The organism is Ruegeria sp. CJ6 (genome assembly GCF_056536665.1).
In genome coordinates, this window is sequence record NZ_JBQFQB010000003.1 from 199518 (window position 1) to 224872 (window position 25355).

Consider the following 25355-nt stretch of genomic DNA (forward strand, 5'->3'; position numbering starts at 1 on the left):
GGCAAATTGATAAATACGCATGGGTGGGTGCGGCGTCCACGAAGCAAATTTTTGGTGATCACACGCATTTCGTCAGTCGCATTCGCCCCAGCAGAGGCTATATTCATCACAACAGGAGGCCTCATGACACGCACGCTTGCCTTTGTTTTCTCGGCACTATTCCCGTTGGCCGCCTTGGCCGCCGACGCGACTGCCCCTGCGGATGACAGCTTTGTTCGTCCAGTAGCTGACAGCGATCTAAGCGATTTTCTCTGGACGCATCGCCCGATCGTCGTTTTTGCCGATACCCCGGCAGACCCAAGATTCCAGCAACAGATTGACATGTTACTCGAAGGCGAGGACGCAATGCGGGATCGCGACGTGATCGTCTTGACCGATACTGATCCGGCGGCGCGATCATCGATCCGATCAAAACTGCGACCGCGTGGTTTCCAGATGGTATTTGTCGACAAGGATGGTGTCGTCAAACTGCGCAAACCCAGCCCATGGAGCGTGCGTGAGATTGGCCGATCCATTGACAAGACGCCTTTGCGCGAACGCGAAATCCGCGAACGACGTGAGGGCGGCTGAGCACCTGCGACATGCCTCAATATCCCGGCGGAAGCCGCTGGGAACCTTGAGAGATATGTCGCAGGTGTCCGCATCATCACTCGAACTCGATGATCACATCATCAACGGCCAGACTGTCGCCGGGGCCCGCGTTGATCTTGGAGACAACGCCTTTTTTCTCAGCGCGCAGGATGTTCTCCATCTTCATCGCCTCAACGGTACAAAGTGCCTGACCTTCCTGCACCTCCTGACCTACTTCCACATCAATCTTCACGATCAAGCCCGGCATTGGGCAGAGCAGCATTTTCGATGTATCAGGCGGCAGCTTCTCGGGCATCAGGCGGGCCAGTTCGGCCTGACGCGGAGTGCGCACATGTACCTTGAGGTCAGCCCCTCGGTTTCGGATACGGAACCCGCCCGATATCTTTCCAACCTTCAAGACCAACGGGCTGCCATCCACGTCCAACACCGCAAGTTGGTCACCCGGCGTCCAGTCAGAGGACACACGCAGAGCTGACCCGTCTTTGAATTTGACAGTCGCGCCCTGTTTGTCAGCCTTAACCTTGACGCTGAAATCCTGCCCTTGCAGAGCGACATTCCAACGTTTGCCGACCTTCCGTTCATGGTTGTCCATCCGGCCCGATACGCGGGTGCGACGGATTTCGGCAACCCGGTGCATGGCAGCGCACGAGGCTGCGATGCGACGCACATCCTCTTCGGGAAGGTCGACGCCTTCGAACCCGTCCGGATACTCCTCGGCGATGAAAGCGGTCGTCATGTCACCACTTACAAATTTCGGGTGATCCATGACCGCTGACAGGAATGGCAAGTTGTGACCGATGCCTTCGACTTCGAAACTGTCCAGCGCCACGCGCATCGCCTCAATCGCCTGTTCGCGGGTCGGTGCCCAGGTACACAGCTTGGCGATCATCGGGTCGTAATACATGCTGATCTCGCCGCCCTCATAGACGCCGGTATCGTTACGCACAGCGCTATCCCCTTTAGGCGCATCACCTTGCCATTTGTCATTCACAAGCAGCGGGCCGGCTGCGACCTCCTGCGGCGGGCGATAACGGGTAAGGCGGCCAATCGAGGGCAAGAAGCCACGATACGGGTCCTCTGCATAAAGACGGTTTTCAATCGCCCAGCCTGTCAGGGTGACGTCATCCTGCGTGATCGACAGTTTTTCACCAGCGGCCACACGGATCATCTGCTCCACCAGATCAACACCGGTGATCAGTTCGGTCACCGGGTGTTCCACTTGCAGGCGCGTGTTCATTTCGAGGAAATAAAAGTTCTTTTCCCCATCCACGATGAATTCCACCGTACCGGCACTGGCATAGTCTACCGCTTTGGCAAGCGCGACCGCCTGTTCGCCCATCGCCTTGCGGGTTTCAGGGTCAAGGAACGGCGATGGCGCCTCTTCCACAACCTTCTGGTTCCGGCGCTGGATCGAGCATTCGCGTTCCCCGAGATAGATGCCATTGCCGTGACTGTCACAGAGCACCTGAATCTCGATGTGGCGCGGCTGAGTCACAAATTTCTCGATGAAAATCCGGTCGTCGCCGAAGGAGTTCGCGGCCTCGTTCTTGGATGACTGGAAACCTTCCCGCGCCTCTTCGTCATTCCACGCAATCCGCATGCCCTTGCCACCGCCGCCAGCGCTGGCCTTGATCATCACCGGATAGCCAATGTCGTTCGAAATCTTCACTGCCTCATCGGCGTCTTCGATCAGGCCCATGTAACCGGGCACCGTCGAAACACCGGCCTCCTGCGCGATCTTCTTCGAGGTGATCTTGTCCCCCATGCTTTCGATCGCACCGACCGGGGGGCCGACAAAGGCGACGCCTTCGGCATCCAGCGCCTCGGCGAATTTGGAGTTCTCGGACAGAAAGCCATAACCGGGATGGACCGCCTGCGCGCCGCTTTTACGGATGGCATCCATCACCTTGTCGATGACGATGTATGACTGGTTGGCGGGCGGTGGGCCGATATGCACGGCCTCATCCGCCATTGAAACATGCAGGGCGTTCTTGTCAGCATCTGAATAGATGGCAACCGTGCCAATGCCCATCTTGCGGGCGGTCTTGATGACCCGGCAGGCAATCTCGCCCCGGTTTGCGATCAGGATCTTGTTGAACATGGAACGTCCTTTGGCTTGATGTTCTGGAAACGCAAAACGCCGCCGCGGGGCGTTGACCCCACGACGGCGTGATGCGCAATGACGGACGGGACTTTTCCAGCCCCGTTAAATTCAGCTTTAGTTACAGTTGTTCTGGGTCTTGCAGTAAAGCACGTTGCCCGCAGCCCCGACTGCCGCCCCAAGCAGCGGATCTGCACTGAGGACCGCCGCCCCCAGAGCCCCCGCACCGCCGCCAAGGATCGCCTGTTCGCCGGTCGAGCCACCGCAGGCCGCCAAACCCGCGCAGGTTGCCAACGCAAGGGAAATTCGTTTGATTCGCATGGTTTCTGCCCTTCTAGATTTTTTGCAGTCTTTGAGAGCAGATGCCGATTTCGCGCCTTGTTATGCAATAACACGGACCTCAAACTTGCGAATTGCGCAGGTTTTTGCCGCTTTTTGTCCAATCCTGACAAAAAGAAAACCGCGGACAGAACTCTGTGGGGAACACAAGCCTGCCCGCGGAAGGAAGGGGTACGGAATAGTAGGTGCTTGTGCGACGCAGGCAAAGTAGAGCCGCACGGCCCAATCACTGTGCACAGCACAATTCTGGCCGCCAACCAGTTATTGTTTCCATCTGAGATTCCGGCTGAAACCTGCCCATCCAGCGCGGCACCACGCAGATTTGCGCCGACGTCGTAATCGCCCGGACAGCGACGACTACGTCTGAAATCCGTCACGTTCCTGTTACAAATCGAAGACTTGTAGCGAGGCAGTGCGCGAGGCACCTCACGCAACATCACTACAAACTCACGCAAAAATCCTTCCGGTGACAGTAACTTAGATTCCGGTTTCTCCGCAGCGTGAAACGTCACATGTCTACCGACACTTTTGCTTGAAAAATTGAGAGCATCTTCTCTCAACTTGGTGATTTCCCAAGAATTCAGTTGCGTGGAACGGTGCCCCTGCACACTCGCACACAAGGAACTATCCATATGATAACAAAGGGTAAAACTGCTAGCCTGCTTGCTGCCAGCGCGCTTTCCGTGACCGGTATGCAAGCCTTGGCGCAAGATGCACAAACTCAGGCTGAACTGGATGCACTGCGCGCCCGGGTCGAAGCGCTGGAATCCTCCAATCCCGGGTCTGGCACTGGGGATCTGCAGATCGGCAACACCACTCTGGACGTCTACGGTTATGTCAAAGCCGACTTCTTCTATGACTTCGAATACGATCAGGGCGACACCGCATTCGTAAACGTGATTGGTGAACCCTCGGCCGAGACAGATGGTACGTTTGGCGCCACAGTCCGTCAGTCTCGTATCGGGCTGCGCACCAGCACGCCTTCGGGAATCGGTGACATTCAGGGCCAGATCGAAGTCGATGCCTTCGGCTCGGACGGAACCGCCGAATTCCGAATTCGTCATGCCAATATCCGAATTGGGGAACAATGGCTGATCGGACAATACTGGACCAATTTCCAACCTCTGGACACCTACCCGACCTCGGTGGAATTTAACGGGCCGGTCGGGATCGCTTTCGCGCGCGTTCCGCAGGTGCGCTACACCAACAATATCGGATCGAATACCACCTTCGCCGTTTCCGTTGAAGAAAACGTCGGCGGCTCGGATTCGGATGATCCTGTGCTGACTGGTTCGGTCGAATACAACGATGGCAAATACATCGCTCGTGCCTCGGCGCTCTACGGCAAGGCGCAATCCGGCGACGTCGAGGTCGATCAGACCGGTTTCTCTTTGTCGGGCTCGATCCGACCGTGGGAAGGTGGGTTGTTCCAGGTCAACTATGTCAGCGGCGAGGCACTTGGCCCCTACCTGATCGGCTTGGGCGACGCAGTCGTCGGGGGTCAGGCCAACGATGTTGATGGCTACACCATCGAATTCCGTCAGGACCTGAGTTCCAAATGGAACGTCGGCATCGCCTATGGCAAGGAAGACTACGACCTGCCTACATCGACCGGTACTTTGTCGTTCACCGAGCTTGAGACGATCCACGTCAATGCCTTTTACAAGGCGACAGACAACCTGACGCTCAGCGCCGAATACATCTATGGCGAGCGGAACGACACAATTTCCGGCGACACATTCGACGGCAATCGTGTCCAGTTGGCCGCGCAACTCAACTTCTGATGAAAACAGCCTACCCTGCCCGTTAGCGGGCAGGGTTCCACTGTCACTGATCATCTGAGTGTTATGTGCGGCAGCCCCGGTCACAATCAGCGCACTCCGTCGAACACGTCAGGGAAAGATTGGCGCGCGGCGTCCAGATTGATCACCAGCAGAGCATCATAGCTTGCAGGATCAAACGGGTCTTCGGCGGCGACAACCTCGCGCCCGAACAGCCAACTTAGACGGCCCGCGTCCAGATTGCCCCGCTCAAAGGGCTGATCACCAAAATGCGCCCACAACGCCTCGATAAACGCGACATCTGCGCGCTTGTCGGCGGGTTTGCGATCGCGAAAGCGTTCTCGCTGGGTCAGCGGCGTAACGCCCTTGGGATTGGCCCGCCGAATGGTGAACTGGAAGTCTGTTCCGGGCAAACGTCCGGGGAAACCGCGATGTTTCAGCATTGCGAAACCTCAACGGACAAGTTCCAGATATGGCAGGCCATCGGACATGCCTGCGGGATTGAAGTGATCATGCGAACCTCCAGAGCTGTATCACTGTATCGGGACACTCTGAGACCGTGACATTTTTGGTTCATGGTCAGAGCCCCTCCCAGATACACCGGGATTGATCCAGCCGGTAGGCTTCGAAGAACTGCGTTGCGTCAGGTTCGGAGGTGCCGAACGCCACCGGTCTGTCCGAAAACGAAATCACGATCCGGGCAGGCTGCAATTCGTGCTGGGCCACGTAAGGCACCGCCAGTGTTTCACACAAATGCTCCATGTCGACTACGGCGACATCATATGTGATACGACCTGCGGTCGATCCGATCTTGGGTGCAATGAATCGAAACCGCACCCAAAGCTCACCCGGATTGGTGTCCAGAAGCACATCGCTAAGCTCGACCGGTTGACCCGATGGCACGGGCAGCAGGTTTGAGGCCAGCGCCGAACCTACTCCGACCAGCAACGTAAAAAACCCGGCGCATCCCCGGATCCGCCAGCGGCGGCTTCCTTCCTCCGGGGGAGCGTGCAGAGTGGTTGCAACCTGCACGGTCTTATGTCCGGTCAATCGGGGCATTTACGGCTCGGGCCTCCTCGGCGGGCATTTACAGCGGGATATTGTCGTGCTTTTTCCAAGGGTTCTTCAGTTGCTTGCCGCGCAGGCTCGCAAATGCACGTGATACACGGCGGCGGGTCGATTGTGGCATGATCACCTCGTCGATAAAGCCGCGCTCGGCCGCGACGAAGGGATTTGCGAACCGGTCCTCGTAGTCCTGAGTGTGTTTCGCAATCTTGTCGGCGTCGCCCAGATCGGCGCGGTGGATGATTTCGGTCGCGCCCTTTGCGCCCATCACCGCGATCTCAGCCGTGGGCCACGCATAGTTGAAGTCGCCGCGCAGGTGTTTGGAGGCCATAACATCATACGCGCCACCGTAGGCCTTACGCGTGATTACGGTGACCTTTGGCACGGTCGCTTCGCCATAAGCAAATAGCAGTTTCGCGCCGTGCTTGATCACGCCGCCATACTCCTGCGAAGTGCCCGGCAGAAAGCCCGGAACATCAACAAGCGTCAGGATCGGGATTTCAAAGCAATCACAGAACCGCACGAACCGGGCCGCTTTTCGGGAACTATCGATGTCCAAACATCCTGCCAATACCATGGGTTGGTTGGCCACGACGCCCACGGTCTGCCCTTCAAGCCGGATAAAACCGGTGATGATGTTCTTAGCGTAGTCTTCCTGAATCTCGTAAAAATCACCCTCATCCGCCACTTTGGTGATCAGTTCCTTCATGTCGTACGGCGTGTTCGGATTGTCCGGGATCAGCGTATCCAGCGATGTCTCGACCCGGTCAGGGCTGTCAAAAAACGGGCGAACTGGCGGTTTCTCGCGATTGTTGAGCGGAAGGAAGTCGACAAGACGGCGCACCTCGGCCAGCGCCTCCACATCGTTTTCAAACGCGCCATCAGCGACCGACGACTTTTTGGTGTGGGTCGAAGCCCCTCCCAGTTCCTCCGCCGTCACGACCTCATTGGTGACGGTCTTCACAACGTCTGGGCCGGTCACGAACATGTACGAGGTGTCTTTGACCATGAAGATGAAGTCGGTCATTGCAGGACTGTAAACCGCACCACCTGCGCACGGCCCCATAATCACGCTGATCTGCGGAACAACGCCTGAGGCCATGATATTACGCTGGAACACCTCAGCATATCCGGCCAATGAAGCGACGCCCTCCTGAATCCGCGCGCCGCCCGAGTCGTTGATCCCGATCACCGGCGCTCCGTTTTGAACTGCCATGTCCATGATCTTGCAAATCTTCTGCGCATGGGTTTCTGACAGCGAGCCGCCGAATACGGTGAAGTCCTGGCTGAAGACGTAGACCATTCGACCATTGATCGTACCCCAGCCTGTGACCACCCCATCACCAGCAGGCTTTTGTTTCTCCATCCCGAAATCAGTGCAGCGATGGCTGACAAACATGTCAAACTCTTCAAAGCTGCCTTCGTCTACCAGCAACTCGATCCGTTCGCGTGCCGTCAGCTTTCCGCGGGCGTGTTGCGAGTCGATGCGTTTTTGCCCGCCACCCAATCGCGCGTTGTTGCGACGGCCTTCGAGCTCGGAAAGGATGTCTTTCATGTCGGTAGTCTCCCAAGAGAATTTGCGCGACCATAACGAGTTGGGATCGGCGGCCAAAGAAGTTTTCGGCAAATTTGCAAATATTTGGCAACACTATTTGAGATAACTGCAAATTTGTTAATTAACACAACAAGCCAAACTGCCGATGGCATTTCGCGCGATCAGGGTCTAAAGGTAAACCATGCAGTTCAGTTCACCCTCTGTCAGCCGCACGCCCCCCACGCTTGCAACACTCGTTTTGTTGTCAGGATTGTCGGCGCTGAGCATGAATCTGTATCTGCCCAGCCTTCCCTTTATGGCGACGTATTTTCAGACTGATTACAAGGTGATGCAGCTTTCGATCGCGCTTTATCTTCTGGTCAACGCGGCACTGCAAATCTTAATAGGACCCATCGCCGATAAGGCCGGACGTCGGCCTGTACTGCTGTGGGGACTCGCCCTTTTTTTGCTGGCAACGCTCGGGTGTATATACGCCCCAAATGTCGAAACCTTTCTGGCCTTCAGAATGTTTCAGGCCGTCATTGTCGTTGGTATTGTCTTAAGCCGTGCGGCTGTGCGGGACATGTACGAACAGGACCAGGCTGCTTCGATGCTCGGATATGTCACCATGGGGATGGCAGTCGTCCCGATGATCGGCCCTGCTGTCGGCGGACTTCTCGAAGAAACTTTTGGCTGGAAAGCCAATTTCTGGCTACCCTTTGCCCTTGCGGCACTAGCGCTGGCGCTGACCTACCAAGATTTTGGCGAAACCGCCGCCGCAAGCGGCAAAACACTGATGCAGCAATTTCGCGAATACCCTGAACTGCTGAAATCGCCCCGCTTCTGGGGCTATTCCCTGTCCTCGGCGTTCTCTTCAGGTGCGTTCTTTGCCTATCTCGGGGGCGCACCCTTTATCGGGACCGAAGTGTTCGGCATGACAGCCGCCGAGGTCGGCATCTACTTTGGTGCGCCTGCGATTGGCTATTTCTTCGGTAACTTCATCAGCGGTCGATTCTCGGTTCGCTTCGGTGTCAACCGAATGGTGCGCTGGGGATGCTGGCTGAATGCAATTGGCGTGGCCCTATCAGCTTTGTTGTTCCTAGTGGATTTGGGAACGGCTCTCAGCTTCTTCGGCCTGATGACCTTCGTCGGGTTGGGCAACGGCATGGCGATCCCAAATGCAACCGCCGGATCGCTTTCGGTCCGCCCGCATCTTGCGGCTACAGCCTCTGGTTTGAGCGGTGCGATCATGTTGGGCGGCGGCGCGGCACTCAGCGCATTGGCAGGCGCATTGCTGACGCATGAGACAGGCGCGATGCCTCTGCTTTGGCTGATGCTGGCAACCGCCGCCCTGGCAATCTGCGCGATCAGCGTTGTTATCTGGCGCGAACGGCAATTGGGTCTGTAGACGGCTTGCGCGACAGGGTTTGCAAAGTTAGCCTGCAGATTCAGTAAAGCTGCAAAGAACCGCCATGGCCACTCAGAAACTATACGCTGGCGCCAAGCTGCGCGAAATGCGCACACGCCTGACCCTCACGCAGAAGGATTTCGCCGCAAAACTGGGCGTTTCACTGCCCTATTTGAACCAGATGGAGAATAACAACCGGCCGATTTCGACGACCGTTGTTCTGGCACTAGCGCAAGAGTTTGGTATGGATGTGACCGAACTCAGCACAGGGGATAGCGAACGATTGGTTTCGGATATGCGCGAAGCACTGGCCGATCCGGTGTTCGCCGAAACGGCGCCCCCTCTGGCTGATCTCAGGCTCACCGCTTCAAATGCGCCCGCGCTTGCACGCGCGTTCATCGAGTTACACCGCGCCTATCGCCAGACCCATGAACGCCTCGCCTCGCTCGACGAGGCATTGGGCCGCGAGGATGCCCGTATTCAGGCCAGCCCATGGGAAGAGGTGCGCGATTTCTTTCACTACTGCGACAATTATATTGACGCCGTTGACCGCGCCGCCGAACGCTTCGCCAGCCGTGCCGATGAAACCAGCGATATTCGGCAAGTCGCCCTGAACAGCCTGTCAGAACGCGGCATTCACGTCACTTTCGCCGACACAGAAACCTTACGCAGCTACAATGCTGGTGACAAAACCCTGCGCCTTTCCTCGCGCGCCGCACCACAAACGCAGGTCTTCCAACTGCTGCTGCAGGTGGCGTTGATCAGTCAGGATAAGCTGCTTGAAGCAACGCTAGATTTCGCCCGTTTCCAAAGCGATGAGGCCCGAGCCATCGCCAAGATTGGCCTCGCCAACTATTTTGCCGGGGCTTCGCTGATGCCTTACGGCGCTTTCCTATCCGCAGCGCAGGACTATCGGCACGATTTGGAGCTGCTCAGCAACCGGTTCGGGGCGTCGATTGAACAGGTGGCGCACCGCCTGTCCACGCTACAGCGCCCCGGTGCAAAAGGAATTCCCTTCTTCTTCGTCCGCGTGGATCAGGCGGGCACAATCACTAAACGACATTCAGCCACGCGGCTTCAATTCGCCCGCTTCGGCGGTGCCTGCCCACTCTGGAATGTCCACCGGGCATTCGAGACCCCGGGTCATTTCCTGCAACAGCTAGCCGAGACACCGGATGGCGTCCGCTATATCTCATTGGCTCGTGATGTTTCAAAATCCGGAGGCTCGTTCGGTGCTCCTGTCCGCCGCTACGCCATCGCCTTGGGATGTGAGGTTCGTCATGCCGAAGCATTGGTCTACGCCGATAATCTCGACATAAACAATGCGAGCGCCTACGAGCCCATCGGCATATCCTGTCGCATATGCGAGCGCCAAACCTGCCACCAAAGATCAGTCCCACCGTTAGAGCGCCGCCTGACCATCGACGCCCATAGCCGCGGCACCCTGCCTTATGAGGTCACCTGATCTTCGCCTGGCCATATACATCCTGCGAGTCCGGGGGCAGAGCCCCCGCCTAATCCTCAGCTTTTTGACAAGATCGCCCAGATCTCGTCTTTGAGCGCCGCGCGTTTCTTGCGCAAATCAACCTCGGCCAATTCCTCCATCGGTTCGACGTTGGTTTCAGCCCGATGCACGGTGCGGTTGACCTCATGATACTCATCCGCAAGTCGGGCAAAATGCGCATCCGTTTGCTTGAGCTGGCTCATCACTTCGAGCTTGTCGGGGAACTCTTCAGCCAGTTCATGCGGGGTATGAGACATCCAGTTGGCTCCTTGTTTCAGCGTTACATCCCAAGGCTAAACATGACTGTCGCACTCCGCTTTGACGCCGATCAAATTTCGAGCGCAATCAATCAGCTTTCAGGATAAATGCACGCCGTGGGTATTGGATGTGTCAGCGCTGTGCCGTTGCCCATCTCGGACTTATCCAGGGCTGGTCGTTCGCTTTGGGCAGAGGGTCTTTCTGCAGCAAATGGTCCGACATCTTTTCACCCACCATGATCGACGGCGCGTTCAGATTGCCATTGGTGATTTGCGGGAAAATCGAGCTATCGGCGACGCGCAATCCATCCACCCCAATCACACGCCCCTGCGGGTCGACAACGGCATCCTTGTCATCCGCACGGCCCATACGGCAAGTCCCGCAAGGGTGATAGGCGCTTTCGGCATGCTCGGCGATAAAGGCATCTAGCTCTTCGTCCGACTGAACCTCCGCCCCCGGTTGGATCTCTTTACCGGCAAAGGGTTTGAACGCCTGCTGTCCAAAGATCTCTCGGGTCAAGCGAATGCAGGTTCTGAAGTCTTCCCAATCCGCGTCATGGCTCATGTAGTTGAAGCGGATCACCGGCGCGTCCTCGGCTTTGGCGGATCGCAGAGTCACAGCGCCGCGCGAGGGCGACCGCATTGGCCCCACATGCGCCTGGAATCCGTGCCCTTCGGCTGCCGCCTGCCCATCATAGCGAACCGCCATCGGCAGAAAATGATATTGTATGTCAGGATATTCCACACCCGGTTTCGAACGCACAAAGGCGGCGCTTTCAAACTGGTTCGATGCGCCAAGGCCTGTTTTGGTAAACAGCCATTGCGCTCCGATCATCCCCTTACTGATCAGGTTCCAATGCTTGTATAGCGTGATCGGTTGTATCGAGGCCTGTTGGATATAAAGTTCTAGGTGATCCTGCAGATTGGCGCCGACGCCAGGGCGGTCGGCGACCACTTTGATACCGTGCTCAGCCAGGTGCGCCGCGGGTCCAACCCCCGAAAGCATCAGCAACTTAGGCGAATTGATAGACGAAGCCGCCAATACAACCTCGCGCCGCGCTGTGATCACTTCCCGTTTGCCACCCCGTATCAATTCGACCCCGGATGCGCGCCCGGATTCAATAATCACGCGCGCCGCAAGACCCCGGATGATTTCGCAGTTTTGCCGCTTGAGCGCTGGCCTAAGGTACGCATTCGCCGCCGACCAGCGCCGTCCTTTCCAGACGGTCTGCTCCATCGGCCCAAAACCTTCTTGTTTCTCACCGTTATAGTCGCCAGTGACCTCATATCCAGCCTGCTGACCTGCATCGACGAACGCCTTAAACAGTGGATTTTCACGAGGCCCTCGCGACACGTGCAGAGGTCCATCCGTGCCTCTCCAAGTGTGATCACCGCCATGGCCACCATCATGCCAGGTTTCCATGCGTTTGTAGTACGGCAGCACATCTGCGTAAGACCATCCATCTGCACCCATCTCGGCCCAGGTGTCAAAATCTCGAGCGTGACCGCGCACATAGACCATGCCATTGATCGAAGACGACCCTCCGATCACCTTGCCTCTGGGGCAAGCAAGTTGACGATTGTTCAGATGCGGTTCGGGCTCGGATTTGTAGCCCCAGTCATATCGCGACATATTCATCGGATAGCTTAGGGCGGCAGGCATCTGGATGAAGGGTCCGGCGTCAGTGCCGCCATGCTCGATCACCAGAACCGAAGCTCCGGCCTCACTCAGACGGTAAGCCATCGCGCAACCAGCAGAACCGGCGCCAACAATGACAAAATCTGCTTCCATATTCGTGTCTCCGTTCACCTTCGGGGCAAGATTTTTCGACGAAAAATCTCCGCACTTCCGACGGGTGCAATTTCAAAAATGTAAAGGATTACTCGCCACGCGGATAACGCTGGCTATCCTCGACATCGTTCAGGTCCATATGATTGCGCATGTACCGTTCAGACGCTTTCTGAAGAGGCTGGTAATCCCAAGGATAATAGCCACCCTGCCGTAATGCCTCGTAAACCACCCAGCGCCGGGCTTGGCTGGCCCTCACATCGGCATCAAAGCGATCCAAATCCCATCGCGCCTCGGATTTAGCACGCAGTGTTTGCAAGGTGCCTGCATGTTCGGGCAGGCCAGCGAGATTTTCCATCTCATGCGGATCAGCCTCGAGATCGAACAGTTGATCGGGGTCCAATGTACAGCGATTGTATTTCCACTTGCCATAACGCAAAGAGACTAAAGGAGCGTATGAGGCCTCGGCGGCATATTCCATTGCAACCGGCGCGGTTCGGTCTGTGCCCTTTGCCAACGGAACAAGGTCCTCACCATCCGTCCAAGGTGAGATTTCAGCCATATCGACGCCCGCCAACGTACCAAGCGTCGGTGTCACGTCGATCGTCGAAACTGGTGTATCGATGCGACCAACTGGAAGATCGGAGGCAGAAATCATGAGCGGCACGCGGGAAGAGCCCTCGAAGAAAGTCATCTTGAACCATAACCCGCGCTCACCCAGCATGTCGCCGTGGTCGGACACGAACAGTATGATCGCCTCTTGCCGCGTCGTTTCCAGAACCTCCAGTATCTCACCGATCTTGTCATCCAGATATGAGATATTGGCGAAATAGGCGCGACGGGATTTGCGAATATCCTCGGTCGTTATGTCGAAGCTGCGCCAGTCATTGGCATCGAAAATACGTTTGGAATGCGGGTCCTGATTGTCATATCCCAGATCCGCGATCTGTGGCTCAAGATGCTCACAATCTTCATACAGATCCCAGTACTTGCGTCGCGCCACGTAAGGATCGTGTGGGTGCGTGAAGCTGACGGTCACACACCAGGGGCGATCATCCTTGCCGCGTGCAAGGTCATATAGCTTGGCCTTGGCGTTATAAGCGACCTCGTCATCATATTCCATCTGGTTGGAAATCTCGGCAATGCCTGCCCCAGTGACCGAGCCCATATTGTGATACCACCAGTCGATGCGCTCACCGGGTTTACGATAGTCCGGCGTCCAACCGAAATCTGCCGGGTAGATATCAGTAGTCAGACGATCTTCGAACCCGTGCAACTGGTCTGGGCCAACAAAGTGCATCTTGCCGGACAAGCAGGTGTAATATCCTGCACGACGAAGGTGGTGGGAATAGGTCGGGATATCGCTGCTGAACTCGGCGGCGTTGTCATAGACGCCAGTGCGCGATGGCAGTTGACCCGACATAAAGCTCGCACGTCCCGGAGCACAGAGCGGCGAGGCAGTGTATGCATTTGCGAAGCGCGTTGATCTTGCCGCCAGCTTCTTCAGGTTCGGCGCATGCAACCATTCAGCAGGACCGTCGGGGAAGAGGGTCCCGTTGAGCTGATCCACCATCAGGATCAGAATATTCGGCTTTGTCATTTTTCGGCCTCTAGGAAAACTCTTAGTACCCGCAGCGCATGGGTGACTGCCCGCTGCGGCTCTTGTGGGGAATTCAGTGCAGAGTGGATGTACAACCCATCGATCAGCGCGATCATACCTTCGGCAGCCTCGCTCGGGTCACTCATATGTGGGCGCAACGCATGGATCAGGTTCGAGCGGATGCGTGCCTGATAGATTTGCCAGAGCCTCAGCGCATCATCGTTGGTTTGCGCCAAAACATAAAAAGTCATCCAAGCTGCGATAACATCCGGTGTGAAACATGATGGCGCGAAACAGGCACGAATGATGGCCTGTGCGCGCTCTTCCGGATCTGCCGTGCTGAGTTGTGCGCGCGCTTCAGATCCAAAATCCGTCAGGATACGCCGCATCGCGGCTAGGAATATCTGTTCTTTGCCCCCAAAGTAATGATGCGCCAATGCACTGGACATCCCTGCGCGTTTGGCGATCTGGCTAACGGTGACATCAAGGGATTTTTGCGCGCCAAGCTCGGCGATCGTCGCCTTGACGATCGCGTCCCGCCGGATCGGCTCCATTCCGAGTTTTGGCATCTTCGCCTCTTCGCCATACCTGAGTGCAAGGAAGGCTAAGCGGTTTTTATTGACTCGTCAATCAATAACGGTTCTTGGTTTCGCCGGTGGGGTCTCAGAACCTTGCGGCGGTGTGCCGCCACGGCTCAGCACGGCTTCACGCCAGGTGATGAAGCTGACGGCAGCCAGGATCAGAGTGCCTCCTGCAATTACCCAGATGTCGATGCGTTCATGGAAGGCCAAAGCGCCGAGCAAAGTGGCCCAGATCAGCTGCAGGAACGTCACCGGCTGGGTCACGGCCACCGGGGCAGCCTGCAATGCAAGCGTCATGAAATAGTGCCCCGCAGTCGCAAAGCTGGCGACGATGAAAAGTATACCAAGATCGCGCAGGCTGGGCGGCTCCCAAACCGCGACGGCGAAAGGGATAAGCGCGATGGTGACCCATATCGAAAGATGGGCAACAACCGCTGAGGGACGGATATCACGGACCATGACTTTGGCCAGCAGATAGGAACCACCAAGCGCAAGTGCAGCCCCCAGCATCGCTATGTGACCGGGCAATATCTCGCGAAAGCCCGGGCGTAGGATGATCACTACTCCAATCACAGCAACACCAATCGCGGCGATACGACGAAAAGCTAGCTTTTCACCCAAGAACAGTGCCGCACCCACCGTGACGTAGATAGGTGTCATGTAATTCATCGCGGTCACCTCGGCGAGGGGGATGCGCGTCATCGCAAAAAACCAAAGCATGACGGCGATGGCGTGGACCATTCCGCGTAGTCCAAACAGCGTAAGATTGCGCGGGGTCAATGGAGTTCCGAGGATCGCCCGGATTGCGGGCAAAAGAAACACCAGACCCAGGACATAGCGCAAGAATGCCGCTTGAATGGGGTTCATGCTGGTTCCCAGCACCTTCACCAGCGCATTCATGCCCACAAAGGACAGCCCGGCCGCAAGCATCCAAAACATGCCAACAAGCGGGCGGTGCTGATCATTAGGTGAGGTCATACAAACGGTTGAACACCGAATTCGGATCCGGGACAACCCTTCACATGATAACAAGTTTCAACGCGATCATAAGCATCACGATTCCGATGATAAAATCAAGAATCTGCCATGCGCGCGGGCGGGCAAAAATCGGTGAAAGCACTCTGGCACCGTAGCCGAGCGAAAAGAAGAAAACGAAACTCGAAGTCATCGCCCCTATCGCAAACCCCATGCGATCTGAATATTGGGCCGATATCGACCCGATCAATACGACCGTATCCAGATATACATGGGGGTTGAGCCAAGTGAAGGCCAGCACGGTCAGCATGGCCGCACGCAGGCTGGTGCGCTGCCCTGTTGCGGTATCCATCACCGCCCCACCTTGCCAGGCAGACCAAAAACTACGTAGGGCGTACCAAATCAGAAACACTGCCCCACCATAGCGCATCACCGTTTCAAACCACGGCGCGGCCTGAGCCAGGGTGCCGAACCCTGCAACACCCGCCCCGATCAGTATCGCGTCAGACACTGCGCAGGTCAGGCACAGTGCAAAGACATGCTCGCGCCGCAGGCCTTGGCGCAGAACAAAGGCGTTCTGAGCGCCTATCGCCAATATAAGGCTAAAACTCAGGGCAAACCCCGCAATCATTGATGGGAACATGCAGCCTCCTGTCGATGCTCGTTGACTACATGGCCGGTATGAATCTATCAAATTAATGATGATTACCCAGATTAAGTAACTCTAATGCTCCTCGATCCTCATCAGCTATCAGCATTGGCGGCGATCTTGCGACACGGCAGCTTTGAGGCCGCAGCCGCAGAGCTATCCGTCACCCCGTCGGCTATTTCGCAGAGGATCAAGGCGTTGGAGGATCGTGTTGGTGCGGCCCTTATTCATCGCGGCACCCCATGCATCGGCACTCCGGCGGGTCTGCGGATCGCCCGTCATGCCGAAGATATCGGCCTGTTGGAGGCAAAGCTGGCGCGAGAGCTGACTTTGGATCAGCGTGAAGGTCCGGTACGGGTTCGCGTCGCGCTACCGGCTGACAGTCTGGCCACGTGGTTTATCGACGCGATGGCGCGCGCCGAAGACATACTGTTCGACCTTGTAATTGACGATCAGGACCATTCGGCTGACTGGCTGCGGCGTGGCGACGTAAGTGCGGCGATAACGGTGGGTGGTCAAAACATTACCGGATGCGATGCCATTGCGTTGGGCACTTTGCGCTATTTGCCGACCGCGAGCCCTGGCTTCATGCAGCGGTGGTTTTCTGATGGGGTTTCCGCCAATTCCCTGGCACAGGCCCCCTGCTTGACCTTCAACCGTAAAGATAATCTGCAGAAATCCTGGATATATGCCCAGACAGGCAGCCGTCTTTCGCCACCGTCTCACTTTCTGCCGTCCACAAACGCCTTTGTTGACGCGGCAATCGCCGGTTTAGGATGGGGTATGAACCCCGAAAGCCTTGTAAGAAGAGCGATCGCAAACGGGCAGATTTGTGAAGTAATCCCCGATGCGCCGCTCGATATCGAACTGACCTGGCAGATCGGGCGCGTCCTTGCCCCCGCCCTTGCACCCTTGACCCAAGCGGTACGCCGCGCGGCAACGCAGCAACTGATCGCACCGGCGGCACATTAGGCCTGCGACTCTGAAGCCTTTTGCGGTTTCGCGATGCGATAACAGCTAAATGCCGCCCAGATGCTGGCCAGCACGATAAACACGATGGCTGCGGCAACCTCGTGCATATGTGCAACCGCAGCCAAAATTGCAGACAGTGCAACGGCAGCGAGTCTGCAGATGGATTTGATGGCTGCTGCGCCCTGAATACGTTGTTCCTTGGGCGCAACGTCTAAAAAATAAAGCTGGCGCGCACTGGAAATTCCAGTTGTCGCCACCGAGACGACAAACAGGGCAATGGCGTGCAAGTGAACTTCGTGATCGATACCGGCATAGTGGAACGCCAACAAAACGATCCCTGTCACTGCGACCAACAAGTTGCCCGCGACCATCACGGTACGGTGTGATTTCATGTTCACCAGTTGCCACAAGGGTGCCGAGACCAGATAGCCGGACGCGGATGAGATGATCATGGCCGTCAAACCCTTGGCCGAGTTGTGATGTGCCTCGGCAGCGATGAGCGCAAAAAACGGAACCGACAGCGACACGACAACCAAAGGAAGCCGCAGAGCCATATAGCGCCGGAACCATGGCTGTTCGAACATACTTACGATGCCGGCGATGATGTTCTGCAGCGATTGACGCCCTGCACCTTTGGGTTTTCCATTACCGGACTCATCGGGGGCGATCTCGGCCATGCCGAGAATGCATAATGCTGAAAACAAGAAAAACACGACCGAGGCCGCAATCACCGCGGAATGCCGCGAGAATGGCGGGTACTCTTTCGTGATCTCGTGTATCAGCAACACCAAGCCGATGGCACAAAGACCTCCCGCGCCCAATTGGAGATAACGGATAACCATCCGGGATTTCGATTTCAGATGATCGCCCAACAGGTCAGACAGCATCAGGGATTGGCTTTCTTCAATAAGCCCAATCATGAAAAAGGCGATCACAAAGGCAATGGCCGTCAATGAAACACTGCCGGTGGCCGCGATCAAAAGGGCCATCAGAAGGCAACCACCAATTCCGATCTCGGTCAGGGCAATCCCGCGTTTCTTCCGCGCCTGCGCAGCAATGGAGCGGGCGAAAAACACGTCCGAGATCATGCTGCCAACCATGCGGATCGACACCAATGCACCGGCAAGGAACATCGGTAACTCCAGCGAGACCGCAAGGAATGGCAATACGATAGACGGGCTGCCCAAAGTCCACGCCACCTGGGAAAGGATACTTTGGCTAGCCAGAACCGGGACATTTCGTCGGGCCGGATCAGTCGATTTACTCGCCATTTGCGATGCTCTGCATGATGTGCCTACGGTTGCCTTTCAGGTCCTTCAGCCTCAATGATCTGAGTTTAATCGCAAGAGGCTTCAGGACCAAGGCTTGTGTAAAACGCGCAGCTGCAACAGAAAAACCCGGCCGCTGGGCCGGGTTTGGTTCATCTGGCGTGTGTCCGATACATCAGAGCTGCGCCATAACCTCGTCGGTCGCTTCGAAGTTAGTGGTCACGCGCTGAACGTCGTCGTCGTCTTCCAATGCATCCACCAATTTCATCAGCTTTTGCATGTCTTCCAGACCCAACTCGGTCGTCGTTGTCGGCTTCCAGACCAGCTTGGTGGATTCGGATTCGCCCAGCGCCTCTTCCAGCGCGTTTGACACATCGTTCAGATCCGTATCTGCGCACCAGATGATGTGACCGTCATCCGAGCTTTCGACATCCTCTGCCCCGGCCTCGATCGCGGCTTCGAAAATCGTATCCGCATCGCCTGCGTCTGCCTGATACACAACTTCGCCCTTGCGGTCGAACATGAACCCGACCGAGCCGGTTTCACCCAAGTTTCCACCATTCTTCGAAAAGGTCGAACGAACAGTCGAGGCGGTACGGTTCCGATTATCGGTCATCGTTTCAACAATCACGGCCACACCGTTGGGACCATAGCCCTCATACCGGATTTCTTCGTATTCATCGCCCTCGCCTGCTACGGACTTCTTGATCGCACGGTCGATCACGTCCTTGGGCACCGAATTCGACTTGGCCTCTTTCACCGCCAGACGCAGGCGCGGGTTCTTGTCGGGATCGGGGTCGCCCATCTTGGCGGCGACCGTGATCTCTTTCGACAGCTTGGAAAACAGTTTGGACCGCGCGGCGTCCTGACGTCCCTTGCGGTGTTGGATATTGGCCCATTTGGAGTGGCCTGCCATGGTGCGTCCTCGTCATCGTGATTGCGTGTTTGGCGCTCATATAGACGTTTGCGGGGCAAAGGATCAAGAGAGCGGCTTGCCCTGTCTTCGCCCGTGACTATGGTGGCGGTATGACGACAGATCAGATCATTCTTTTTTCCCTTTTCATCGCCGTTTTCGGAATGCTGCTCTGGGGGCGGTTCCGCTATGACCTTGTAGCATTCACCGCCTTGATGATCGCGGTCACGCTGGGTGTGGTGCCCGTTGACAATGCCTTTGCCGGGTTCGGGCACCCGGCCACGATCATCGTGGCGTTGGTGCTGGTGGTTTCTGCCGGTCTGGTGCGCTCGGGTGCAGTGTTCATGATCACGCGCACACTGGTCGACGCATCGCGCGGATTGGGCGCGCATATCGCGCTAATGGGCGGCATCGGGGCGATCCTATCGGCCTTCATGAACAACGTCGCGGCGCTGGCGCTACTGATGCCAGTCGATATCCAGACCGCGCGCAAAGCGGGGCGCCCGGTCGGCCTTAGCCTGATGCCGCTCAGCTTTGCGACGATCCTGGGAGGGATGGCCACGCTGATTGGTACGCCGCCAAATATCATCATCGCCTCGATCAGGGCTGAAACACTGGGCGAACCGTTTCACATGTTCGATTTCGCACCGGTGGGCGGATTGGCTGCAATTGCGGGGCTGGCGTTCGTCGCGCTGATCGGCTGGCGCCTCATTCCCAATCGCGGCGCGCAGGAAGAAACCTCGGAAGTTTTGGCCGAATACATCGCCGAACTGACGATCCCGCCTGAATCGCCCCATATCGGGAAACGGGTCAGTGAGCTTTATGAGGCCGCCGAGAAATCTGACGTCGCTATCATCGGCCTGATCCGGGACGGAAAGCGACGCTATGGTCGATCAACCCACGCAACCCTGCATGAAGGCGATGCGCTTGTTCTGGAAGCACGCCCCGAAGCGCTGGATGAGTTCCGCGCCGCGCTCAATCTGGATTTCTCGGACGCCCGTCGGCAGGAGGTTTTGACTGCCGAAGGCGAAGGGCTGGAAGTGGTTGAAGTCGTTGTCCCCGAAAGCGCGCGCATCACTGGGCGAACTGCGCAGGCGTTAGGACTGGCCTGGCGACAGAGTACAGTCCTGATGGGCATTTCACGCCAAGGGCGCCGGATCACCAGTCAGGTTCGCAAAACCGAGGTCGAGCCCGGCGACATCTTATTGCTGCTGTGCCCGCGCGACCGAGCACCCGATGTCACCGAGTGGCTCGGCTGCCTGCCCTTGGCCGAGCGCGGCTTGAATGTAACCGCGAATGAGAAAGCCTGGCTTGCCATCGGCCTGTTTGCCGCAGCCGTGTTGGCGGCCAGTATCGGGCTGATCTATCTGCCGATCGCACTGGGGTTCGTGGTCGTCGCCTATGTGCTGACCAAGATCATGCCGATTGCGGATATCTACAACCACATCGAATGGCCGGTGGTTGTATTGCTGGGGTCAATGATCCCATTGGGCAGCGCGCTTGAAACCTCGGGCGGAACCGAGTTGATCGCCAACGCCTTGATTCAGCTGACCAACGGCCTGCCCGCCTGGGCAATCCTGACCGTACTGATGGTCGTGACGATGACCCTGTCCGATGTGTTGAACAACACAGCCACCGCCATTGTCGCCGCCCCGGTTGGCATTCAGATGGCGCGCACGCTTGAGGTGTCGCCAGATCCGTTTCTGATGACGGTGGCCGTTGCGGCGTCTGCCGCGTTTCTGACGCCCATTGGGCACAAGAACAATACGCTGGTGCTTGGTCCCGGAGGATACCGTTTTGGTGATTACTGGCGCATGGGGCTGCCGCTGGAAATCCTGATCATCGCGGTCTCGATCCCCGCGATCCTTGTGTTCTGGCCGCTTTGATGGCTAAAGGCTGCCTATGAAACGCTTTCTGATCCTGCAACTGCGCCCGGAAACCGATGCATCGGATGCCGAATATGCCTCGATACTGGACAAAACCGGGCTGAGCCCTGCGCAAACTCATCGCATCCGGCTGGATTGCGAAGACCTGCCCGAAGGGCTGGATGTCGTCGATTACGCTGGTGTCATCGTGGGTGGGGGTCCCGGCTGCGTCAGTGACGATCCGACCACCAAATCCGCGCTGGATGCAAAGATCGAAGGCGCGATCATGAGACTGATGCCCCAGATCACTGCGAAAGATCACCCGTTCATGGGCTGCTGCTATGGCTTGGGTATTCTCGCCGTACATTTGGGCGGAGATGTCAGCAAACGGCAATTTGGCGAACCGGTCGGACCGTCCGACTGCCGTCTGACAGAGGATGGCGCCCAAGACCCCTTGACCGAAGGCCTAAAGCCGAAATTCGAAGCGTTTGTGGGACATAAGGAAGCCGTACAGTTACTGCCGGATGGCTGCGTTCATCTGGTAGCGTCTGACCCCTGCCCGTTTCAGATGATCCGCTGGGGGCAGAATGTCTATGCCACCCAGTTCCACCCCGAAGCGGACGCCAAAGATTTTGAGCAGCGGATTAACATCTACAAGGACCACGGCTATTTTCCGCCGGAGGATGCGCAAAGCTTGATCGATATGTGCCATGCCGCAGACGTTACGGAGCCGGGTGAAATCCTGCGCCGGTTTGCTCAACGCTACGGGTGACCCAACGGCGTTGTTGCCTGATCTACGACCCCTCGCATAGGCTGGCCCGAATGACTTTGGGAGGAGTTGTTCTTGGACCTGCTTATCAACGTTGGCCTGCCCATTTCGCTGGCCATTATCATGTTGTCACTGGGGATCGGGCTAGAAGCCGCCGATTTCCGCCGGGTTTTGGCGCGGGGGTACCCCTTCGCCATTGGCGCCATCAGTCAAGTTGTGCTGATACCATTGGCTGCCTTCGCGACGGTCACTCTGTTCGGACTGCCCGCTGAAATCGCCGTGGGTGTCATGCTTTTAAGCTTTTGCCCCGGTGGGGTCACCAGCAACATCCTAGCAAAGTTTGCCAAGGGTGATGTGGCGCTGTCGGTCAGCCTGACAGCGGTGATCAGCCTGCTGTCCATCGTGACCGTCCCCATTCTGGCCGCATGGTCCATAGATCATTTCATGGGCGAGGCCGCACCCAAAGTTTCGATCAGCGCATTAGCCACCGCGCTGTTCCTGATCACGACCCTACCAGTCGCCATTGGTGTCGCCATACGTCACTTTGCAAGGGGGTTCGCCATTCGGGTCGACGGCCCGCTTTCGACGCTCGCATCGATACTGTTCGTGCTGATCGTCGCGGCGGCACTGGCCGGAAACTGGCAGTTCTTCATCCAAAACCTCAGCTCGATTGGGGCAGCTCTGATCGCGTTGAACGTTGCGCTGTTGCTGATCGGTCTGGGGCTGGCGCGCATCGCCAATCTGACATGGAGTGAGGCGAAAACGATCTCGGTCGAGACTGGCATTCAGAATTCGGCGATGGGAATTACGCTGGCAGCTTTGATCACCGGCACCACGACCGGCTTCAGCCCACTTGCCGTTCCCGCCGCCGTTTATGGTATCACGATGTATGTGGTCGTAACCCCCTTCATCCTTTGGTTCCGCAGCCGCTGACAGGACATTCGATGACCAATAACACCGCAGATGCGATCGTGATCGGAGGCGGCCTTGCGGGCCTCTCGGCGGCGGCCGAATTGGGCGACCGGGGCAAGCGGGTGATCGTGCTGGATCAGGAGCCCGAGCATTTTCTGGGTGGACAGGCGTTTTGGAGCCTCGGCGGCCTGTTCATGGTCGACACCCTCGAGCAACGTCGCATGGGCATCCGCGACAGCCACGATCTGGCGCTGCGCGACTGGATGGGCAGCGCGCAGTTTGACCGCGACGAAGACAACTGGCCCCGCAAATGGGCTGAAGCCTATGTCGAGTTCGCCGCAGGTGAAATGCGTCCCTGGCTGCATGACATGGGGCTGCGCTGGTTTCCCGTCGTGGGCTGGGCCGAACGCGGAGGGTCTTATGCGGACGGCCATGGCAACTCGGTCCCGCGCTTTCACATCACTTGGGGAACCGGCCCAGGTGTACTTGAGCATTTTATTCGCCGCGTCCGCGCGCATGTCGACGTCGGGTTGATCCAATTGAAGTTCCGCCACCAAGTCAGCCACATCATTATGCAAAATGGTTCTGCCAAAGGCGTGTCAGGGGAAGTCCTGGCCGATGACGGCATTCAAAGAGGTGGCAAGACCAACCGGGACGAAGTAGGCGAATTCGAAGTCTATGCCCCTTCGGTTATTGTCACCTCTGGTGGGATCGGTGGGAATTTTGAGATGGTGAGACAGAACTGGCCCCGCGACCGGCTGGGTGAACCGCCCAAAGATATGGTGGCAGGCGTTCCGTTTCATGTCGATGGCCGCATGATCCCGATCAGCGAGAAAGCTGGCGGACATGTCATCAACGGCGACAGAATGTGGCATTACACCGAAGGGGTGCGCAATTGGGATCCGATCTGGCCCGCGCACGGTATACGTATTCTACCCGGCCCAAGTTCGATGTGGTTCGATGCGCGCGGCAATCGCCTGCAACCCCCTTGCCTGCCGGGGTTCGATACGCTGGGAACGCTGAAAGAGATCCTGAAAACCGGATATGAATACAGCTGGTTTGTTCTGACCCAGAAGATCATCAAAAAGGAATTTGCGCTATCGGGGTCCGAGCAGAACCCGGATTTCACTTCGGGCAGCTGGAAAGAGGTGATCCGTCAGCGCATCCTGTCTGGCACCAAGGCGACTGGCCCGGTCGAGGCGTTCAAGGAAAAGGGCGAGGATTTCGTCGTCGCCAACACGCTGACTGAATTGGTCAGCGGCATGAACCAATTAGGCGGAGGTCTGATAGACGAGACGCATTTGCGCACCCAGATCGAGGCACGGGATTCTCAGGTCGACAATCCGTTTTCCAAAGACGCCCAGATGATGGCCATCCTTGCCGCACGCAATTATCGGGGCGACAAGCTGATCCGGACGGCCAAACCGCACAAGTTCCTCGATCCATCAAACGGCCCGTTGATCGCGGTCAAGCTGCACGTACTGACCCGCAAGACACTGGGCGGGCTGCAGACCAATCTGGACAGTCAGATGATCGGCGCCAATGGACAAATCGTCCCCGGCTTGTTTGCAGCCGGAGAGGTCGCGGGCTTTGGCGGCGGCGGCTATCACGGGTACAACGCGCTAGAGGGCACGTTTCTGGGCGGTTGCATCTTCTCGGGTCGCAACGCAGGAAGGTCCCGCGCAGTGGCCTGATTACCGGGTGCGCACGAATTTCAGTATCGGCTCACCTGCAGCATCGAGCAAAACCATGCTGTCGCCGGCAACGGCATAGTTCGTCACGTTTTGCAGGGCAGCAAAGAACTGATCCTCGACCTCGTCCAGTTCTGGCGGGCACGCCATTAAAGTCGCGGCCATATTGTCTGGAAACTCAAGGCTGTTGCCGGTGATCTCGGCTTGCCCGGAAAACCGGTTGCAACCGCCCGTGCCACCGAACGCACCACCTTGGGCGAAGGAAAGCTGGGGCGGCCGTTTTGTATCGAGCACGGTTCCACCGATACCGATGGCTGTCCACTCGGTCCCTTCCAGGGTCGCGGGGCTCTGAGCACCGGCCTGCACCAGCACAAGATCAGCCGAATTGCCTTCGCCGTTGGTCAGCACGGGATGGACCGTATCCGTCGTAAACAACAGCTCACCCCCGCGATAGATCGACCCGCGTACTGCATAGGTCATACCCTCGCGGATCAGCGCGTCATCAAAAGTCAGCTCAAATTCCGAGGGCACTCCGTTCAACGCATAGCGTTGCGCCGCCAGCGTGACCGCTGCCGCATCGGCCCGAGAGATATCCTGCAATTCGACAAATAGCGTCGCATCCGGTGGCAGGGCGATCCGTTCACGGTAGGTTGCCGTGCCAGTGACTGTTCCTGCCGAGCTTTGGCTGCCCAGCAAGGCCAATACGATTGCTCCGGCCACAATGGCCTGCCCGAGTTTTGGAAAAGGCATGATCCCATCCTTTCACATTCATCTTAGGCAAAAAGATTGTG

The 25355-nt window shown here is 57.2% G+C and carries 23 protein-coding genes; 9 read left to right on the forward strand and 14 right to left on the reverse strand.

Annotated elements, in window-relative coordinates:
• The first annotated feature begins 123 nt into the window (after nucleotides 1-123).
• Nucleotides 124-570 carry a DUF4174 domain-containing protein gene (locus ACR0BT_RS10655; protein ID WP_170392143.1) on the forward strand — a complete coding sequence of 149 codons (447 nt, stop codon included), beginning with the start codon at nucleotides 124-126 and terminating at the stop codon, nucleotides 568-570.
• A gap of 76 nt (nucleotides 571-646) precedes the next feature.
• Here ACR0BT_RS10655 and ACR0BT_RS10660 read toward each other — a convergent pair whose 3' ends face one another.
• Nucleotides 647-2692 carry an ATP-binding protein gene (locus ACR0BT_RS10660; protein WP_480763109.1) on the reverse strand — a complete coding sequence of 682 codons (2046 nt, stop codon included), beginning with the start codon at nucleotides 2690-2692 and terminating at the stop codon, nucleotides 647-649.
• A 117-nt stretch (nucleotides 2693-2809) separates the two neighbouring features.
• Nucleotides 2810-3013 carry a hypothetical protein gene (locus tag ACR0BT_RS10665; RefSeq protein ID WP_170392147.1) on the reverse strand — a complete coding sequence of 68 codons (204 nt, stop codon included), beginning with the start codon at nucleotides 3011-3013 and terminating at the stop codon, nucleotides 2810-2812.
• A gap of 650 nt (nucleotides 3014-3663) precedes the next feature.
• On the opposite strand from ACR0BT_RS10665, the gene ACR0BT_RS10670 reads away from it, so the two are divergent.
• On the forward strand, nucleotides 3664-4815 hold the full coding sequence (locus tag ACR0BT_RS10670; protein ID WP_480763110.1) for a DcaP family trimeric outer membrane transporter: 1152 nt from the start codon (nucleotides 3664-3666) through the stop codon (nucleotides 4813-4815).
• An 86-nt stretch (nucleotides 4816-4901) separates the two neighbouring features.
• Here ACR0BT_RS10670 and ACR0BT_RS10675 read toward each other — a convergent pair whose 3' ends face one another.
• The 3 genes from ACR0BT_RS10675 to ACR0BT_RS10685 all read right to left on the reverse strand — a co-directional run bounded on the left by ACR0BT_RS10675 (nucleotide 4902) and on the right by ACR0BT_RS10685 (nucleotide 7432).
• The gene (locus ACR0BT_RS10675; protein WP_170392151.1) at nucleotides 4902-5255 is read right to left on the reverse strand and encodes a hypothetical protein; all 354 of its coding nucleotides are present in this window, start codon (nucleotides 5253-5255) and stop codon (nucleotides 4902-4904) included.
• Between the two features lie 136 nt (nucleotides 5256-5391).
• Complete coding sequence (locus tag ACR0BT_RS10680; protein WP_480763111.1) at nucleotides 5392-5871, reverse strand: DUF6497 family protein; 480 nt, start codon at nucleotides 5869-5871, stop codon at nucleotides 5392-5394.
• Nucleotides 5872-5899: 28 nt separating this feature from the next.
• Entirely contained in the window at nucleotides 5900-7432 is a 1533-nt protein-coding gene (locus ACR0BT_RS10685; protein ID WP_170563888.1) for an acyl-CoA carboxylase subunit beta, read from the reverse strand.
• Nucleotides 7433-7613: 181 nt separating this feature from the next.
• Between ACR0BT_RS10685 and ACR0BT_RS10690 the strand changes: the two genes are divergently transcribed.
• Nucleotides 7614-8819, forward strand: coding sequence for a multidrug effflux MFS transporter (locus ACR0BT_RS10690; protein WP_170563891.1), 1206 nt, complete (start codon nucleotides 7614-7616; stop codon nucleotides 8817-8819).
• 64 nt (nucleotides 8820-8883) lie between these two features.
• Nucleotides 8884-10284, forward strand: a complete 1401-nt coding sequence (locus ACR0BT_RS10695; RefSeq protein WP_170392156.1) for a helix-turn-helix transcriptional regulator — start codon at nucleotides 8884-8886, stop codon at nucleotides 10282-10284.
• A 56-nt stretch (nucleotides 10285-10340) separates the two neighbouring features.
• Here ACR0BT_RS10695 and ACR0BT_RS10700 read toward each other — a convergent pair whose 3' ends face one another.
• The 6 genes from ACR0BT_RS10700 to ACR0BT_RS10725 all read right to left on the reverse strand — a co-directional run bounded on the left by ACR0BT_RS10700 (nucleotide 10341) and on the right by ACR0BT_RS10725 (nucleotide 16168).
• Nucleotides 10341-10580 carry an HP1242/YdcH family protein gene (locus ACR0BT_RS10700; RefSeq protein WP_170392158.1) on the reverse strand — a complete coding sequence of 80 codons (240 nt, stop codon included), beginning with the start codon at nucleotides 10578-10580 and terminating at the stop codon, nucleotides 10341-10343.
• Between the two features lie 133 nt (nucleotides 10581-10713).
• Nucleotides 10714-12372, reverse strand: a complete 1659-nt coding sequence (gene betA, locus ACR0BT_RS10705) for a choline dehydrogenase (protein ID WP_170647960.1) — start codon at nucleotides 12370-12372, stop codon at nucleotides 10714-10716.
• A gap of 88 nt (nucleotides 12373-12460) precedes the next feature.
• Nucleotides 12461-13969, reverse strand: a complete 1509-nt coding sequence (gene betC / locus ACR0BT_RS10710; RefSeq protein ID WP_480763112.1) for a choline-sulfatase — start codon at nucleotides 13967-13969, stop codon at nucleotides 12461-12463.
• Nucleotides 13966-14538: a choline-binding transcriptional repressor BetI gene (gene betI / locus ACR0BT_RS10715; protein ID WP_170392164.1), complete on the reverse strand. Its 573-nt coding sequence runs from the start codon at nucleotides 14536-14538 to the stop codon at nucleotides 13966-13968. Before betI ends, betC begins: the two co-directional genes overlap by 4 nt.
• Nucleotides 14539-14595: 57 nt before the next feature.
• Nucleotides 14596-15528, reverse strand: a complete 933-nt coding sequence (locus ACR0BT_RS10720; RefSeq protein ID WP_170392166.1) for a DMT family transporter — start codon at nucleotides 15526-15528, stop codon at nucleotides 14596-14598.
• Between the two features lie 40 nt (nucleotides 15529-15568).
• The gene (locus ACR0BT_RS10725; protein WP_170512381.1) at nucleotides 15569-16168 is read right to left on the reverse strand and encodes a LysE/ArgO family amino acid transporter; all 600 of its coding nucleotides are present in this window, start codon (nucleotides 16166-16168) and stop codon (nucleotides 15569-15571) included.
• An 84-nt stretch (nucleotides 16169-16252) separates the two neighbouring features.
• On the opposite strand from ACR0BT_RS10725, the gene ACR0BT_RS10730 reads away from it, so the two are divergent.
• Nucleotides 16253-17146: a LysR family transcriptional regulator ArgP gene (locus tag ACR0BT_RS10730; protein ID WP_170563906.1), complete on the forward strand. Its 894-nt coding sequence runs from the start codon at nucleotides 16253-16255 to the stop codon at nucleotides 17144-17146.
• Here the strand turns inward: ACR0BT_RS10730 and ACR0BT_RS10735 are convergent.
• Together ACR0BT_RS10735 and ACR0BT_RS10740 are read right to left on the reverse strand one after the other, a co-directional pair.
• A complete protein-coding gene (locus ACR0BT_RS10735) occupies nucleotides 17143-18417 on the reverse strand; it encodes an MFS transporter (RefSeq protein ID WP_170563908.1) in 1275 nt (424 codons plus the stop codon). The two genes, ACR0BT_RS10730 and ACR0BT_RS10735, sit on opposite strands and share 4 nt — an antisense overlap.
• A 172-nt stretch (nucleotides 18418-18589) precedes the next feature.
• Nucleotides 18590-19330, reverse strand: a complete 741-nt coding sequence (locus ACR0BT_RS10740) for a YebC/PmpR family DNA-binding transcriptional regulator (protein WP_170392173.1) — start codon at nucleotides 19328-19330, stop codon at nucleotides 18590-18592.
• 110 nt (nucleotides 19331-19440) lie between these two features.
• Here ACR0BT_RS10740 and ACR0BT_RS10745 point away from each other — a divergent pair, with 110 nt between their 5' ends.
• The 4 genes from ACR0BT_RS10745 to ACR0BT_RS10760 all read left to right on the forward strand — a co-directional run bounded on the left by ACR0BT_RS10745 (nucleotide 19441) and on the right by ACR0BT_RS10760 (nucleotide 24567).
• Nucleotides 19441-21213 (forward strand): SLC13 family permease, encoded by a 1773-nt coding sequence (locus ACR0BT_RS10745; protein ID WP_170401548.1) that lies wholly within the window; start codon nucleotides 19441-19443, stop codon nucleotides 21211-21213.
• Nucleotides 21214-21229: 16 nt separating this feature from the next.
• Nucleotides 21230-21964, forward strand: a complete 735-nt coding sequence (locus ACR0BT_RS10750) for a glutamine amidotransferase (RefSeq protein ID WP_170636012.1) — start codon at nucleotides 21230-21232, stop codon at nucleotides 21962-21964.
• Nucleotides 21965-22036: 72 nt separating this feature from the next.
• The gene (locus ACR0BT_RS10755; protein WP_170512356.1) at nucleotides 22037-22894 is read left to right on the forward strand and encodes a bile acid:sodium symporter family protein; all 858 of its coding nucleotides are present in this window, start codon (nucleotides 22037-22039) and stop codon (nucleotides 22892-22894) included.
• 11 nt (nucleotides 22895-22905) lie between these two features.
• A complete protein-coding gene (locus ACR0BT_RS10760; RefSeq protein ID WP_480761205.1) occupies nucleotides 22906-24567 on the forward strand; it encodes an FAD-binding dehydrogenase in 1662 nt (553 codons plus the stop codon).
• Here ACR0BT_RS10760 and ACR0BT_RS10765 read toward each other — a convergent pair whose 3' ends face one another.
• Complete coding sequence (locus ACR0BT_RS10765; RefSeq protein WP_480763114.1) at nucleotides 24568-25314, reverse strand: YbaY family lipoprotein; 747 nt, start codon at nucleotides 25312-25314, stop codon at nucleotides 24568-24570.
• Nucleotides 25315-25355: the final 41 nt, after the last annotated feature.